Below are 15278 nucleotides of genomic sequence, written 5' to 3'. Positions count from 1 at the left end.
CACTCCGGTACAAATGCGGAAGAGGGTCAGTCCAGGTCCAGAACCCCCTCGCCAACCACAACGGCCTCTCCGCCAATGGCACCATGGACAAGAACATCATTGTCCTTGCGCAACTGCAGAGTGATGCGGCATGGCCGCCCCATCTCATGACCCTGGCGCAGGACGTAATCGGTCTGGCCCGAGCCAAGCGCCTGTTCCGAAAGCATGCCGATCAGTGCCGCCGCGGCTGATCCGGTCCCCGGATCCTCGCCAATATCCATGCCGAACATGCGGGCGGCGATGTCATTATCGCGCTCTTCCGGGGTCAGGGTGAACACATAGGCCGAGTGATGCTCGTGGTGGAACACCTGGTCCCAGGCCGTCTTGTTGACGCTCACCTTCCTTAGTACCCGGGCATCGCGCACCGGGACCAGATGGAAGGTCACACCGGCAGAAAACACGGCAGGCCTGTAGAAGTCGCACCCGATGTCCTCGACATCGATACCCAGCGCCTGCGCCATCCCGAGCCGGTCGGGCAGATCGGCAAGGCGCCGGGGCAGACTCGGAAGGGTAAACCGAGCTTCACCACTCCGTCGATCAAGCCGTTCGAACAGGGCCGTCACCAAACCGACCTTCTCCTCCATGCGGATGGCCGAGGCGCGGCTGTTCAACCCCAGCGTCACTGCTGCCCCAACGGTCGGATGCCCAGCAAAGGGCAATTCCTGAAAGGGCGTGAAAATGCGCAAAGCGGCGCTGTTCCGCTCGTTCTGCGGTTTGCAGATGAACACGGTCTCGCTGAGATTGAATTCGCGGGCAATCGCCTGCATTTCATTGTCCATCAGCCCGTCCGCTTTCGGCACCACCGCCAGCGCATTCCCCTTGAGGGGTGAGCGGGTGAAGACATCAAGAATGAGATAGGGCAGCCTCAATTGGTCACCTCCGGCAGGGCGTAGTCCGACCGGTTCTTGCCCAGATGATCGCACAATACATCGACGGCAACGCCATGGTCTTTACGACCGGGCAACCCCGAAATTGTCAAAGACCCGATGATGCCCGCCCCTGTGACGCGGATCGGGAAACCTCCCCCGGCAATCACAAAGTCGGCAGGGTCAGCGCCCGATTGCGGCGGAAACGGCCCCTCGCCACGCTCCAGCACGAGCCTATAGCTCGCACGTTGAAAGCGCCGGACCGAGTTGATCTTGCGGCGTACCCATTCGGCGTTGTCAGCGCTGGTTCCGGGCGTTGCCGAAAAGAACAGCTGCCGGTCCCACGTCCTGAGATCCACCACCAGCGATAGGCCTTCATTGAGGGCCCGACCCCGCACCGCGGCACCAATATCGAAGGCAATGGCTTCGTCAAAGCGAGACAAAACCAGCTCGTTCTCCTGGCGTATGACCAGGGAAATATCGTCTTGTGTGCTCATGGTTCAGTCCTGGTGCGCGCGCTTCCATGCGTCGAAAAGGGGGGCCCGATCCGTCGCGCCCTTGGGGAAATTGGTTTGGGCCGGATCAATCTCGGCCCAGGCGGCCTTGCTGTCAGTCCAGATATTGCCGATGGGCGCTGCCCAATCCATGTCATCGAGGGAACCCGCCCGCGCGACCTTTATGCCGCCTGCGGGAGGGACATTCCACAGCCAGGTCTGGCAGTTGCTGCAGAAGTGCATGGCAATGACATTGCCGCTATCCGCTGTGCGGGCATAGACCTCTGTGTCTCCCGAGAGCACCTCGAAGTCGTCGTCCTTGACGATCATCGACATCGACCAGCCGGCGCCGGAATAGCGCTGACAGTCCTTGCAGTGACAGTTGTAGACGCTGAGCGGCGAAGCCTTCAGTCGATAACGCACCTGCCCGCAGGAACATCCGCCTTCGACTGGAAAATCAGGTAGCGCCATGACTCATCTCCCTCATGCTTGGGAGAAGTTCTAGGCGAGTTGTGTGATGATTTGAAGCGCCGCAGGCGGTCTGCACGGCAGATGAAAGCCTTCAGTGAAGCCTTTCCAAACCAAGGAGGCCTAAAGAGCTATGCTCGAAAGGCGGTCGGCGACCCGTCCCACTGGGAATGTCTCCGGTTGGCGCCACCTACTCCGCGGCTGGTGTCTTTATGCCGTGCTGTGCGTCGTTGATCCGCTTCTGCTGATCGAGCCAGGCCAGTGCATCGCTGGTCTTGAAGAGTTCAAGGTCTTCCGAATCGTGATCAGTGACCGGCGACATGGCCAGATCGCTATAAGCATGACGGTTGGGGTCGCGCTCGACCTTGAGCTGCTTCAAGCCGAAGCGGAAATAGAGCCATGCCCAGCGACCGAGCTTCCATCCCAGCTCAAGGTAGTATTTCGGGTAGAATAGGATCGCCGGTTCGATCGGCATGCCATTGCGCCGGTTGAGCCGCGATTTCCGGCGAATCCAGCCCACCTCAAGCGGATGCACCCCCTCGATCTTGAGGGCCCCCATGAACCAGGTGCAGAGCAGCAGGACCTGGGAGGTCGAGATTTGCGAAGCGGCCGCCCGCCGCATGATGGTCTCGACATGGTCCAGCGAATAGTAGCGGCTCCAGGCGTCGGCATAGACCTTCTCGAACTTGGCCTTGCTCATCGTCGGATGGGCGGTGGTGTAGTGATTGAGATCATATTTGTTGAGATCGGGGTCCATTGTCACGCCTGCCCGATGCAGCTTCTGATGGTCTTCCGAACCCGGCAGGGGCGTCAGAAAGAAGAACTCAAGAATGTCGACGGGCAGTTCGCGCTTGACCACGTCGATATCATGCATGATCCGTTCGGGCGTATCGGTGGGAAAGCCCAGGATGTAGCCGGCATAGGTGATGACCCGCCACTTCTTCCATTCCTGCAGCATGACCCGGTATTCGGTGATCTTGTTCTGCCGCTTCTTGGCGTCCTTCAAATTGGCCGGATTAACGTTCTCCAATCCGATGAACACCCGCGTCACCCCGGCCCGAGAGCACTTCTCGATGAAATTCGGGATGCGGTGGCAAAGCGTATCCACCTGGATGATGAAGTTGAACTTCAGTCCCTCGACTTCCCGCATATGGATCAGCCGGTCGAGGATCGCTTCCCAATCCTTGTTGCGGGCGAAATTGTCGTCGGTGATGAAATAGCGGTGCACGCCCTGGCTCATATTGAGCCGGATGATCTTCTCGATGTCGTCCGGAGACCGGCGGCGTGACTTGCGGCCTTGCACATTGATGATGGTGCAGAACGAGCACTGGTACGGACACCCCCTGCCCGCATCAAAACTGGTCAGATTGTAAGCGGTGCGCGACACGTGCTCGGCCGGCATGAAGGGCACCGGCGTATCCTCGATGCCCGGCAGATCGTTCATGAAATTGTAGAGCGGCTTCAGATCGCCAGCGATCGCATCTGCCAGAACGGTGTCCGTTCGTCCCTCCAATTCTCCGGCAAACAGGGAAATACCCATGTCCTTCGCCGCCTTGTAATCGGCGTCCTCGCCCTGGAGCATGGAAATGACCCCCGAGACGTGAAAACCGCCGATGGCAACTTGCACACCGGCGGCTTTGAGTGGCCGGGCGATGTCGAGCGCCCGCGGGAATTGGTTCGATTGCACGCCGATGAGCATGACGAGCGCCGCATCTGCCGCCTGGCAGTCAGCAATAATGGCCCTGGTGTCGATTTCGGTATTGGTCTCGTCGATGGTTTCGACGTCTACCTGCCACGTGTCCCCAAGCGCCCTGCGGTCGATCACATCGCGGACCAGGCCATGAACGGAGGCCAGCGAGTTGGACGGTATGGGTGAAAGCCTCCACTGAATGACATAGCCATCGTCATCGTAATGGGATGGCTTGATCAGATAGAGCCGGAACTGCTTGGTCAAAGTCACGATAGTCTCCCTTATGGGAAGGCCTAAAACTGACGACGCTGCGGTTAACCTAACAGAATGGCGCAGAGGGGAAACCCCTCAGGCCCAGCGGCTCTAGGGTACTACTCCCGCGACTGTGCCGATGGACCTGACATAGTCCAACAGGGCCGCTGCGTACGGAACGAGTTCACCCGCATCTTCGGCATCTTTGATGGAGCGGCAGGCCACGACGTCAGCGAGTTCAGGTTTGGCCTGGGCTTTCAAGTTTGCGCGTATCTTTGAAACGAGGGCGCTGGAGCCCATGTCGAACTTCAATAGCCGCGATACGCAAAAGCGAGGGCCGTCGTGGACGGCAAGGAGGGGTCCTTCAACGGCGTCCCAGGCATGCAGACCGGTTTCTTCCCACAGTTCCGTGGCGATGCTGGCATGCACATCGACCCGTCCATCGGTCCGCACGTCTCGCGGCTCCAGCGAACCGCCAGGCGGGTACACACGCCCCGCATTGAGCGTGTCCCCGCTCATGACGCCGTAAATCACCGCGCCATCAGATGACTGGATCAGCGCAGTCCCGAAAAGATGCACCATGCCGATATCGGGGAAGCCGCTCTCGCGCCAGGTGAGAAATGCCGAGTAGGCATCTTCACGCGCCTCGGCCCGCAAGACGCCGTCATGACCGATCACGGGCTTTGTGAAACCGAGAATGCGTCCATCCCATGTGTTGGGCTTCAACGCCTTGGTCTGCGCCCATACGTCTGAAACGCGATCGCGCAGGGACCTCGGCATTGGCCATCCACCCGGCACCAGGCGAATATCGATATCGGTGATGCGACTGATTGTAATGGACATCAAAACAAAACGGGGGCCGAAGCCCCCGTTTCTCGCGTTCTTAGTTCTTTGCCTTGTCGACCAGGGCGCCGGCCTTGATCCACGGCATCATGTCGCGCAGCTTGGCACCGACTTCCTCGATCGGATGCTCGTCGGCCAGGCGACGGGTCGCCTTGAAGCGAGCGCCACCGCCCGACTTGATTTCCTGCATCCACTCGGAGGTGAACTTGCCCGACTGGATATCGTGCAGGACGCGCTTCATCTCGGCCTTGGTTTCCGAGGTGATGATGCGCGGACCGGTGACATATTCGCCCCACTCGGCCGTATTCGAGATCGAGTAGTTCATATTGGCAATGCCGCCCTGGTAGATCAGGTCGACGATCAGTTTCACTTCGTGCAGGCACTCGAAATAGGCCATTTCCGGCGCGTAACCGGCTTCCACCAGCGTCTCGAAGCCGGCGCGGATCAGCTCGACCAGGCCACCGCAGAGCACGACCTGCTCGCCGAACAGGTCCGTTTCGCATTCCTCACGGAAGTTGGTCTCGATGACGCCCGAACGGCCGCCACCAACGCCCGAGGCATAGGCCAGCGCGATATCATGGGCATTGCCCGAAGCGTCCTGGTGCACGGCGATCAGGCACGGCACGCCGCCACCCTTCTGGTATTCGCCGCGCACGGTGTGACCCGGACCCTTCGGTGCGATCATGATCACGTCGACGGTCGACTTGGGTTCGATCAGGTTGAAGTGGACGTTGAGACCATGGGCGAAAGCGAGAGCTGCGCCGTCACGGATATTGGGCTCGATGTCCTTCTTGTAGGTATCGGCCTGCAGCTCGTCCGGGATGAGCAGCATGATCACGTCAGCCCAGGCGGACGCCTCGGCAACCGACATGACCTTGAGGCCCTCGCCTTCGGCCTTCTTGGCCGAGGCAGAACCGGGACGCAGGCCCACGGCGACATTGGTGACACCCGAATCCCGCAGGTTCAGCACATGGGCATGGCCCTGCGAGCCGTAGCCGATAATGGCCACTTTCTTGGATTTGATGATGTTGAGATCGGCATCACGATCGTAATAGACGCGCATTGGGGTTCTCCCTGGAAACTGTGCGATTTGTTCTAAGAGTTGGCCTTGGCCCCATAGAGGGCCAGGAATTGATCCGCCGCGGTCTTCACATCTGCTTCGATGTTGGCCTCGACATTGGATTGGGTGAGGCCCTTGTCGCCGAGCAGCAGACGGATCTGCACGTCGCGGACGACGAGACCGAAAAAGGTGCGGTATGCCTCCTCGCTCGACGGGAATCGCAGCAACCGAGCATCGCGAGCTGCTTCGAGGATGGGCTTGAGACGTCGCCGGATGGCCAGAGGGCCGTTCTCCAGAACGATATTGCCCAGATCGTCCTTCTCCTGCGCCGCATGGGTAATGGCGGTGCGATTGAGGGTGATGGAGACTTCGCCGATTATGGTGGTCAGCAGGTCGCGCGCAAACTGCTCAAGACTGGCGCGCAGCGCCTTGAGATTGAGGTGGCTGCGATCGACAAAGGGCATGCGCACCTTGGCCGCCTGCCACTGCACCGTCGCGGTCAGCAGGCCGTCGCGGTCACCAAACCATTTGTAGAGCGTTTCCTTGGAGCACGAGGCGCGGCGCGCCACGGCCGTCATCGTCAGCCCGTCGCCATTTTCGACGAGCAAATCCAGCGCGGCCGTCAGCACTGCCTGCTGCCGGGGCGTGAATGTCTCTTCGTTGACCTTGATGGCCAGGGCCACAGGACCATCCCTCTCCGTCGAAATCCGCCGCCGAAAGTCCGGGCGTCATTGCATGAAGAGAGGCGTACCGTACGGTACGGTTCGAAGCAAGTGCTATTTGCGGGCGAAGCAGAAATTCTGGGGCGGCTCCGGGTCAGTCGGGCAAGACCTGCTTCTGCCGGAAATAATTCGGCCAGGCATTGTCGCTGGCCCGCTCTGCCGCCTCCGCCAACGAAAACGTGTTGGCCCCATTGAGCTTGGGAACCTCATCCCAGGAAACCGGCACCGCCACGGGTGCGCCAGCACGGGAACGAACCGACCACGGACAGATCGCGGTCGAGCCGCGTTCATTGCGCAGATAGTCAATGAACAGCCGGCCCTTGCGGCGCGCCTTGGACATGTTCGCTGTGTAGCGGTCAGGCTCATCATCGGCCAGCTGCTGTGCGAAGGCCTTGCAGAATGCCTTGACCTCTGCCCATTCCGCCTGCGGCTTCAGCGGCACGACAACGTGGATGCCCTTTCCACCCGAAACCATGGGAAAACTGGTTAGCCCCACCGCCTTCAGCCGATCCCGGATATCGAGAGCAGCGCTCGTTATGGCGCCAAATCCAAGTCCCTCGTCGGGATCGATATCGAACACCAGTCGGTCCGGCTTCTCGATATGGCCGAAGCGGGAGCCCCAGATGTGCCATTCGAGCACATTCATCTGCGTCCCCGCGACCAGACCGGCCAGGTCATCGACGTAGAAATAGTCCTTCGTGTCGCCGTCCTTCTCGGTGATTGGCTTGGCCTTGAGTTGCTCGGGGAAACCGCCCGTATCGTGCTTCTGGAAGAAGCAGTGCTTCGCGCGCCCTTGCGGGCAGCGCACCAGGCTGAGGGGGCGGTTTTCGATATGCGGCAACATGGCCTTGGCCACGTCTTCATAATAGGCCACCAACTGTGACTTGGTGATCCCCTGCCCCGGATAAACCACCCGGTCCGGAGAAGTCAGGCGCACGCCGAGTTTCTCAGCCACGGCCTCGCCGTCATCATCGATCCCCTGGCTCTGTTCCATGCGAACCTCCTTGGCGGGCTTGTCACCGCGCAGGCCGATAAAGCTGGGATGGCGAAGAATATCGTCCCCGGTGAGTTCGGCATAGGCAATCTCCGCCACCAGCTCAGGTCGCACCCAGCGCGCACCGCGCGATCGCTCCCTTGGCACAGCATCGAATGGGCTGGTCTTGCGACGGAGCTTTTGCAGTTTTTGGTCGAGTTCGGCCAGCACGTCCTGGCTGAAGCCGGTGCCGACGCGCCCCCGGTAGAGCAACTTGTCGCCTTCCCAGGTGCCCAACAGCAGCGACGCAAAACCCCGTCGCTTGGTCGAAGGTGACCACCCCCCGATGACAAATTCCTGCCGCTTGAGACACTTGATCTTAAGCCAGCCCTTGGTCCGCTCACCCCGGTAGGGCGCGTCAGCCCGCTTGGCGATCACGCCCTCATGCCCATCGCGGCACAGCGCGTCGAGCACCTTTTGACCGTGCCCCGTGACATGCGAGGAATACTGGACCGGGTCCTTCTTGGTGGACTTGCCGAGCAGGGCTTCGAGCCGCGTCTTTCGCTCCACCAGGGGCAGTTTTGTCAGGTCATCGCCATCGGCTTCCAACAAGTCGAAGGCGAAAAATTCCAGTCGCCCGCCATCGGACAGGACATTCTTGAGCGTGGAAAAGTCCGTTCGTCCCTTGCCGTCGAAGGCACAGATCTCCCCATCAATGAGCGCTGAGCCGATCTTGAGCTGCTGTAGCGGTTCGACCAAGGCGCCGAACCGGTCCGTCCAATCCAGCCCGTTGCGGGTATAAAGCCGCACCCTGTCTCCCGCGACGGCGGCAAGGCAGCGATAGCCGTCATATTTCATTTCGAACAGCCAGCCGTGGCCCGAGGGGACAGTGTCGACCAGCGTGGCAAGTTGCACAGGACGAAAAGCCGGCGTCTTGGCATCAGTCGCCTTTGCCGTGATCCGGGATTTCTGGTCGTCCTTTTCAGCTTTCTCCGGATCAGAGCGCCATACGTTTTCGGCCGGCATATTGCTGTCTTTTTCCGGCTTCCCGCCTGCCGCGATGGCCTTGAAGTCACGGCCCGTCTCCACCGAGCGCGTGAACCGTGTGGTCAGCGTATTCTTGTCGCGCGCATAGCTGTCCCGATGCTTGATCAACAACCAGTTCTCGCGATCTGGCGCGTTTCGGCGCTTGGTGTCGCGACCCTTCATGTGCACCAGCACATACTCGCCCTTCATGCGCTGACCATAGAGACGAAGCTTGAGGTCGCCCTTCGCAAGGCCCTCATGGGGGTCGCCGACCGGCTCCCAGGTCCCTCGATCCCACAACATGACGGTGCCGCCGCCATATTCCCCCTCGGGAATGGTGCCTTCGAAACCTCCATATTCGAGTGGGTGGTCCTCCACCCGCACCGCCAAGCGCTTGTCGCCCGGATTATTTGACGGCCCTTTGGTGACGGCCCAACTCTTGAGCACCCCATCCAGTTCGATGCGGAAATCATAGTGCAGTCGTGTTGCGTCGTGTTTCTGGACGACGAACTTGCCCCGCCCACCTTCGCCATGTTTTGGGGCCGCGCCCGCCGGCTCCTGCGTCTTGGCGAAATTGCGCTTCGCCTTGTAGTCCTTCAGCAAGTCCTGTGCCTTTGTGGCCATGGTCAACCGGCCTTCTTGCGCGATGATGAAGAGGACGACGTCGTTTTCCGGCCGGTCGAAGACTTACGAGAAGAAGGTGCGTTCTTCTTGCCACCGCCTTCCAGGCTTTCCTTTAGCGCGGCCATCAGGTCGACCACGTTTTCCCCGCTCGGCCTCTCTGGTGCCTCCTCTTCGGTAGCGGTGATCTTCCGGCCCTTGGACTTCATCTTACGTTTGATCAGGTCTCTCAATGCGCTCTGATAGTGGTCCTTGAAGGCCCCGGCATCGAATGGTGCCGTCTTCTTTTCGATCAGCGCCGTCGCGACCTCCAATAGATCGGCTTCCGCCTTCTTGCCGGAAATTTGTGCGAAGAAGGGATCGGCTTTGCGGATCTCATCCTCGTAGTGCAACGTCTCCAGCATCAGCCCTGTCCCTGAGGGCTTGATGGCTGCCAGATACTCCTTGCCGCGCATCGAGAGCTGCCCAAGCCCGACTTTCTCGGTCTGGCGCAACGCATCACGAATGACGCGAAACGCGTCCTCCGCCAGCTCATCGGTCGGCACCACGAAATAGGATTTGTCATAATAGATCGGGTCGATCTCGCACGCGCCCACGAACTGCGTCAGTTCGAGCGTCTTGCGGGTTTCGAGCTTGACTGCATCGATCTCCTCGTTCGTGAGCAGAACATAGTCGCCCTTCTCATATTCGAACCCCTTGATGATCTCGTCCTTGTCTACCGGCCCCACCCCCGCCACGACCTTTTCGTAGTGAATGGGCTTGCCGGTTGGCTCGTGAATTTGCCGGAAGCTTGGCTTGGCGCCCGAACGCGCGGCGCTGAACAGTTCCACCGGGATGGCAACGAGAGACAGGCGCAACTGGCCTTTCCAGATCGGACGTGAGGCAGGCATGGCTTGGTCCTGATGACAGGGTTATGTGCCGACTCAACGCCACACCCGGCTCGCCGTTCCGGCCCATTCCTGCGGCCAAGGGAACGCTTTGGCCTCTACCGCCATTCTCAGCGCGACCGAGAGGCAAACCATGAGACTGGCAAGACAGGTGCTCGACCGCATGAGGGCCGACGAAATCGGACCAGCCCCGACGCTCGTCTACTCGTCCGATGAGGAACCCGGCTGGCGCCGGCAAAAGCGAGGCACGGGCTTCTCCTATGTCGACGACAGCGGTATTCGCCCCGATCCATCAGAGCTCAAGCGCATTCGCGCGCTGGCAATTCCTCCGGCCTGGACTGACGTCTGGATATGCAGGGTTGCCTGCGGCCACGTCCAGGCCACGGGGCGGGACGAAAAGGGCCGCAAGCAATATCGCTATCATGCCCAATGGACCGAGCATCGCAGTGCCACCAAATTTGACACCTTGCTCGACTTTTCCAGAGCCTTGCCTGCGCTGCGCCAGCAGGTGCAAGCCGATCTACGTCGTCGCAGCTTCAGTTATGAAAAAGTCGTGGCCTCTGTCGTCTGGCTGCTGGATCACAGCCTGATCCGTATCGGCAATCCCGCTTATATGCGCCAGAACAAGAGCTTCGGACTGACAACCCTGCGGAACAGGCACGTCGAAATCACCGGAGCGACGCTGCATTTCCACTTCAAGGGCAAATCCGGAAAGCAGTGGCGCCTGCAACTGACCGATCGCAGGATCGCCAATATCGTGCGGTCCCTCCAGGAGATGCCCGGCCAGCATCTGTTTCAGTATCAGGCGGAAGGCGGACGCAGCGCGATCACCTCGCGTGACGTCAACGACTACATTGCCACCTTCGCGGGATCGGAGTTCACTTCCAAGCACTTTCGCACCTGGGCGGCGACAGTGCGTGCCTTCGGGCTCTTCTCGGAAACCGATGTGCCGGAGACCAAGACGGCGCGGACGCGCACCATCAATCAGGTTCTGGATCAGGTCGCGGCACGGCTGGGAAACACCCGCACAGTGTGCCGGCAGTGCTACGTCCACCCCGCCATCACCTTGGCTTGGCAAGAGGACAGTCTTCGCCGCTCCAGGCGGCTGAAGTGGATTGAAGGGCTCGACGAAGACGAGATTGAAACCGCGGCCTTCCTCAGACGCATCGGGCGTTAACGGCGCAATCAGTTCGGAACTGTGGCCGGATCGGGGCGTTGCACGACAAAGCAGGCTATTGGAGGGAAGCATGACTGAGCAAGCATCGCCGCGCCACGACCATAGGGGATTTGGCTTCTGGTGGACCATGTTTGTCGGGGTTGTGCTGCTTGTCTTCGGCCTGCCGATTGCGGCAGGCGGGCTGTGGCTCATCACCCTGGGCGGGTCCTGGTATTACCTGCCGGCCGGCATCGGCCTGCTGCTCACCGCATGGTTTCTGTTTCGGCGGGAGATGGCAGCTGTCTGGATTTACCTCATAACCTGGGTGGCAACTCTAGTCTGGGCATTCTGGGAGGCCGGCTTCGATTGGTGGGCGCAGGTCCCGCGGCTCCTCGCCCCAACCATCGTCCTCATTCTCGTGCTGACCACGCTCCCCGCGCTCCGGGGTTCTGTGCGCCGCTTCGGGACCGGAGCCATGGCAGCCCTGGTTACAATGACGGGCGCCATCGCTGCCATTGGTGTAGCCAACCACGGCGTTGAGAGCACGATCGCACAGGAAGTCGACGAGCCCGTCGCGCAACCCGGGAACCAGCTGGAACCCTCGGTTCCACAGAGCGGCACCCAACCTGGCACCGACCAGGTGGCACCCCCATCCGGAAGCGACGCCCTCACCCCAGCGGAACCCGAAACCCAGGCAGAACCGGCCATCGCCGCCGAACCGGCCGATGCTGGCGACGCACCGGAAGGCCCGCCGCTTGAGGGCGGAGAAGAGTTGATCTCTCCGCAGGGCGTGGAACCGACCTACGTATCCATCGAAGTCGGACGGGATTGGCCCGCCTATGGCGGCACCAATCACGCCACGCGCTATTCGCCGCTCGACCAGATTACGCCGGACAATGTCGGCCAGCTCGAAAAAATCTGGGAATACCGTACCGGCGACATGCCGGAAGGCGACGAGCCCTTCGGCAACCAGAACACCCCGGTCAAGGTCGGTGACAGGCTGTACCTGTGCTCAGCCACCAACCACATCACCGCGCTGGACGCGGCCACAGGCGCCGAATTCTGGACCTACGACCCTGAGGTTTCGACCGACAATGTCGGCTACAACGCCTCCTGCCGGGGCCTTGTCTATTTCGAGGACCCGACCGCCGAGCGTGACGACATCTGCGCGACCCGCACGGTGAACCTCACCCATGATGCGCGCATGATTGCGCTGGATACCGAGACCGGCCAGCCCTGCCCCGATTTCGGCAATGCCGGCACGGTCAACCTGCTCGAAGGCATTGGCGATACCGCGCCCGGCTTTTACGCCCCGACCTCGCCCCCGACCTTGGTGCGCGACGTGCTGGTGGTGGGCAGCCAGGTCAGCGACAACCAGCAGCGCACCGCACCTTCGGGTGTTATCCGCGGCTACAATGCCGTCACTGGTGAACTCGAATGGGCCTGGGACATGAACCGTCCGGGCGAAAACGGCCTGCCGCCGGAGGGTGATATCTATTCGCCCGGCACGCCGAACATGTGGACCATTGCTTCAGGCGATGACGAACTTGGCCTGGTCTATCTGCCCATGGGCAATTCGGCCGTCGATTATTGGGGCGGCACGCGTTCGGAACAGGAGAACACCTACTCCACCGCCATAGTGGCTCTGGATGTCGAAACCGGCGAGGTGGCCTGGCACTACCAGACCGTGCATTACGATGTCTGGGACTACGACCTCGGCGGCCAAGGTACCTTGGTGGATTTCCCCACCGATGAGGGGCCGGTTCCGGCCATCATCATGCCGTCCAAGCAAGCACAGTTCTATATCCTCAATCGCGAAACCGGTGAGCCGCTGGTCAATATCGAGGAGCGTCCTGCCCCTCAGGGTGGCGTCGAGCCCGAGCGCCTGTCACCGACCCAGCCTTATGTCACGGACTTCCCCAATCTTTTGAAGCCCGAGATTACCGAGGCCGATATGTGGGGCGCCACACCGCTCGACCAGCTCTGGTGTCGCATCCAGTATCGCCAGGCCGAATATGACGGCGTCTATACCCCGCCGACGGTCGATCAGCCCTGGATCCAGTTCCCCGGCTACAATGGCGGGTCGGACTGGGGCGGCATTGCCGTCGATCCCGAACGCGGCATCCTCATCGCCAATTACAACAACATGCCGAACTACAACCAGCTGATCCCACGCGAGCAGGTCGACGAGATGGGCATCTATTCCATCGCCGATCCGAACTATGAACCCTCCGCAGGATCGGGTTCGCATGGCTCGATCAGCCCGCAGGCCGAGGCGCCCTATGGCATTCGCGTCAATGCCGGCTGGCGAGTGCCGTTCACAGGCTTGTTGTGCAAGGAGCCGCCCTATGGCGGGATCGCCGCGATCGATCTCAATACCCGCGAAATGCTTTGGGATCGCCCCTTCGGCACCGCCCGCAAGAATGGCCCGTTCGGCATTCCCTCCATGCTGCCATTCGATATCGGCACGCCCAATAATGCCGGTGGCTTCATCACTGCTTCCGGCCTGTTCTTCATCGGCGCGGCCACCGACGACCTTTTCCGCGCCATCGATATCGAGACCGGCGAGCGGCTCTGGGAAGTGACACTGCCCGCCGGCGGCCAGGCAACCCCGATGACTTACGAATCTCAAGGTCGCCAGATCGTGGTCATCAATGCCGGTGGCCATGACTTCATGGAAACGCCCATTGGCGACTATTTCATCGCCTATGCGCTGCCCGGCGGTGACACCAGCGGAAGCGAGGGCGACGAGCAACCTTAGCCGCAAGACCCAATCCGCCCTTCCCTTACGGGGGTGGCGCGGAATGGGACAACCTCCAACATCCGGAACGGAAATGGACCCAGCGTCAGCCTTTTCCTTCGACATGAGCTATTGCGGATCGCCACCGACCCTGGAGACACTCTGGGGCCGGTGGAATTTCGAGCCCGCCCTGCTCTCTGTCCTCACCCTCACGGCCCTGGCCGGATTTGTGCTGTTGCGGCAGGCAGGACGCCATCGCCAGCTCGCCTTTGCTGGCGCGTGGCTGCTGGCGGTGATCCTCTTCGTATCGCCGATTTGCGCGCTCAGCGTTGCGCTGCTCTCAGTGCGCGTGGGGCACCATGCGGCGCTGACCATGGTATTGGCGCCGCTGCTGGCGCTGACCCTGCCCGCGCGATGGGGAACGCGCATGGCGTTGCTGCCGCCACTGGTGCTCTCGGCCCTGGCGCTCTGGCTCTGGCATGCACCAGACATCTACACATCCGCTTTCACCCATCCCGCGCTCTATTGGCTCATGCAAGTCAGCCTTTTGGGCAGCTTCACTTGGCTGTGGCTGGGCCTGCTGCGCAGCCGTGCCGCGATGGCCGCAGGCATTTCGGCCCTCTGCAGCGCCATCCAGATGGGGCTGCTTGGCGCGCTGCTGGTGTTTGCGCCGAGCCCGCTCTATCTGCCGCATCTGGGCAGCACGATGGGTTTTGGCCTTTTGCCGCTGGAGGACCAGCAATTGGCAGGGCTCATCATGTGGGTGCCGGCCAATCTGCCGCTGATGGCGCTTGTACTGTGGCGGCTGCTTAACGCGATCCGGACGGACAGGGCGGTGGCTGAATGAGCCTCGCTTTGCTGGTTACCTGGCTCAAATTCATCCATGTCGCGACCATTGCGGGGTGGTCGGCGGGCCTGATCGCCCTGCCCCTGCTCTATCGGGAGCGGCGGGGATTGTCGGGCGAGGCGCTGCACAAGCTACATGCCTTTACCCGTTTCTTCTATGTCGGGCTGGTCTCCCCCGCCGCCTTTGTCGCGATCGCCTCCGGGACGGTGCTGATTTTTCTGCAGGGCACCTATGAGAACTGGTTTTCAGCCAAGCTGGTGGGCGTTTCGGTGATGACCGGCGTGCACATCTTTTCCGGGCTGATGATCCTGCGGCTCTTCGAGCCGGGCGGGGTCTATCCGCTGGCGCGTTTTGTGATCGTTCTCACCCTCACCTTTTCGGCCATTGCCGCGATCCTGGTGCTGGTGCTGGGCAAGCCGGATATCGCATGGCCCGGCATTCTGGCCCGGTTCTTCGCACCCGGCGCGCTTTCAGAGCTGTTCGAGCAGCTTATTGGCGGGGCGAGATGATGAGGCCCACGCCATGATCGAACACCAGCTTGCCACCATGCCAGCCGGCGAAGCCCGCCGCCATGGTCGCCAATACCGAGAGCAT

At 61.1% G+C, this 15278-nt stretch carries 13 protein-coding genes; 4 read left to right on the top strand and 9 right to left on the bottom strand.

The window, feature by feature from the left end; genetic code table 11:
• Window positions 1-26 precede the first annotated feature (26 nt).
• From QZ564_RS13425 to QZ564_RS13385, 9 genes are all read right to left on the bottom strand, one after another.
• Window positions 27-908: a PhzF family phenazine biosynthesis protein gene (locus QZ564_RS13425; protein WP_297110754.1), complete on the bottom strand. Its 882-nt coding sequence runs from the start codon at window positions 906-908 to the stop codon at window positions 27-29.
• Window positions 905-1402, bottom strand: coding sequence for a heme-degrading domain-containing protein (locus tag QZ564_RS13420; RefSeq protein WP_297110751.1), 498 nt, complete (start codon window positions 1400-1402; stop codon window positions 905-907). Before QZ564_RS13420 ends, QZ564_RS13425 begins: the two co-directional genes overlap by 4 nt.
• 3 nt (window positions 1403-1405) lie before the next feature.
• The gene (locus QZ564_RS13415; protein ID WP_297110748.1) at window positions 1406-1870 is read right to left on the bottom strand and encodes a GFA family protein; all 465 of its coding nucleotides are present in this window, start codon (window positions 1868-1870) and stop codon (window positions 1406-1408) included.
• Between the two features lie 187 nt (window positions 1871-2057).
• On the bottom strand, window positions 2058-3827 hold the full coding sequence (locus QZ564_RS13410) for a radical SAM protein (RefSeq protein WP_297110745.1): 1770 nt from the start codon (window positions 3825-3827) through the stop codon (window positions 2058-2060).
• A gap of 93 nt (window positions 3828-3920) precedes the next feature.
• The gene (locus tag QZ564_RS13405; protein ID WP_297110742.1) at window positions 3921-4652 is read right to left on the bottom strand and encodes a hypothetical protein; all 732 of its coding nucleotides are present in this window, start codon (window positions 4650-4652) and stop codon (window positions 3921-3923) included.
• Between the two features lie 40 nt (window positions 4653-4692).
• A complete protein-coding gene (gene ilvC / locus QZ564_RS13400) occupies window positions 4693-5715 on the bottom strand; it encodes a ketol-acid reductoisomerase (RefSeq protein WP_297110739.1) in 1023 nt (340 codons plus the stop codon).
• Between the two features lie 32 nt (window positions 5716-5747).
• Window positions 5748-6395: a TetR/AcrR family transcriptional regulator gene (locus QZ564_RS13395; RefSeq protein ID WP_297110736.1), complete on the bottom strand. Its 648-nt coding sequence runs from the start codon at window positions 6393-6395 to the stop codon at window positions 5748-5750.
• Window positions 6396-6528: 133 nt separating this feature from the next.
• Window positions 6529-9057, bottom strand: coding sequence for a DNA ligase D (gene ligD, locus QZ564_RS13390; RefSeq protein WP_297110733.1), 2529 nt, complete (start codon window positions 9055-9057; stop codon window positions 6529-6531).
• A 2-nt stretch (window positions 9058-9059) separates the two neighbouring features.
• Entirely contained in the window at window positions 9060-9944 is an 885-nt protein-coding gene (locus QZ564_RS13385) for a Ku protein (protein WP_297110730.1), read from the bottom strand.
• Window positions 9945-10074: 130 nt separating this feature from the next.
• Here QZ564_RS13385 and QZ564_RS13380 point away from each other — a divergent pair, with 130 nt between their 5' ends.
• From QZ564_RS13380 to QZ564_RS13365, 4 genes are all read left to right on the top strand, one after another.
• Window positions 10075-11118, top strand: coding sequence for a DNA topoisomerase IB (locus QZ564_RS13380; RefSeq protein WP_297110727.1), 1044 nt, complete (start codon window positions 10075-10077; stop codon window positions 11116-11118).
• 70 nt (window positions 11119-11188) lie between these two features.
• On the top strand, window positions 11189-13858 hold the full coding sequence (locus QZ564_RS13375; RefSeq protein WP_297110724.1) for a PQQ-binding-like beta-propeller repeat protein: 2670 nt from the start codon (window positions 11189-11191) through the stop codon (window positions 13856-13858).
• A gap of 73 nt (window positions 13859-13931) precedes the next feature.
• Window positions 13932-14684, top strand: a complete 753-nt coding sequence (locus QZ564_RS13370; RefSeq protein WP_297110721.1) for a cytochrome c oxidase assembly protein — start codon at window positions 13932-13934, stop codon at window positions 14682-14684.
• Entirely contained in the window at window positions 14681-15193 is a 513-nt protein-coding gene (locus QZ564_RS13365) for a CopD family protein (RefSeq protein ID WP_297110718.1), read from the top strand. Before QZ564_RS13370 ends, QZ564_RS13365 begins: the two co-directional genes overlap by 4 nt.
• Window positions 15194-15278: the final 85 nt, after the last annotated feature.

It is taken from the genome of uncultured Devosia sp. (assembly GCF_913055165.1).
Taxonomy (GTDB): Bacteria; Pseudomonadota; Alphaproteobacteria; order Rhizobiales; family Devosiaceae; genus Devosia.
This window is presented reverse-complemented; position numbering and strand designations above follow the sequence as displayed.

Excerpts from the sequence above, each read along its gene's own strand:
- QZ564_RS13375 (WP_297110724.1), top strand. The coding sequence starts at position 11,189 with ATGACTGAGCAAGCATCGCCGCGCCACGACCATAGGGGATTTGGCTTC.
- QZ564_RS13365 (WP_297110718.1), top strand. The coding sequence starts at position 14,681 with ATGAGCCTCGCTTTGCTGGTTACCTGGCTCAAATTCATCCATGTCGCG.
- ilvC (WP_297110739.1), bottom strand. The coding sequence starts at position 5,715 with ATGCGCGTCTATTACGATCGTGATGCCGATCTCAACATCATCAAATCC.
- ligD (WP_297110733.1), bottom strand. The coding sequence starts at position 9,057 with ATGGCCACAAAGGCACAGGACTTGCTGAAGGACTACAAGGCGAAGCGC.
- QZ564_RS13415 (WP_297110748.1), bottom strand. The coding sequence starts at position 1,870 with ATGGCGCTACCTGATTTTCCAGTCGAAGGCGGATGTTCCTGCGGGCAG.
- QZ564_RS13405 (WP_297110742.1), bottom strand. The coding sequence starts at position 4,652 with ATGTCCATTACAATCAGTCGCATCACCGATATCGATATTCGCCTGGTG.
- QZ564_RS13380 (WP_297110727.1), top strand. The coding sequence starts at position 10,075 with ATGAGACTGGCAAGACAGGTGCTCGACCGCATGAGGGCCGACGAAATC.
- QZ564_RS13370 (WP_297110721.1), top strand. The coding sequence starts at position 13,932 with ATGGACCCAGCGTCAGCCTTTTCCTTCGACATGAGCTATTGCGGATCG.
- QZ564_RS13420 (WP_297110751.1), bottom strand. The coding sequence starts at position 1,402 with ATGAGCACACAAGACGATATTTCCCTGGTCATACGCCAGGAGAACGAG.
- QZ564_RS13385 (WP_297110730.1), bottom strand. The coding sequence starts at position 9,944 with ATGCCTGCCTCACGTCCGATCTGGAAAGGCCAGTTGCGCCTGTCTCTC.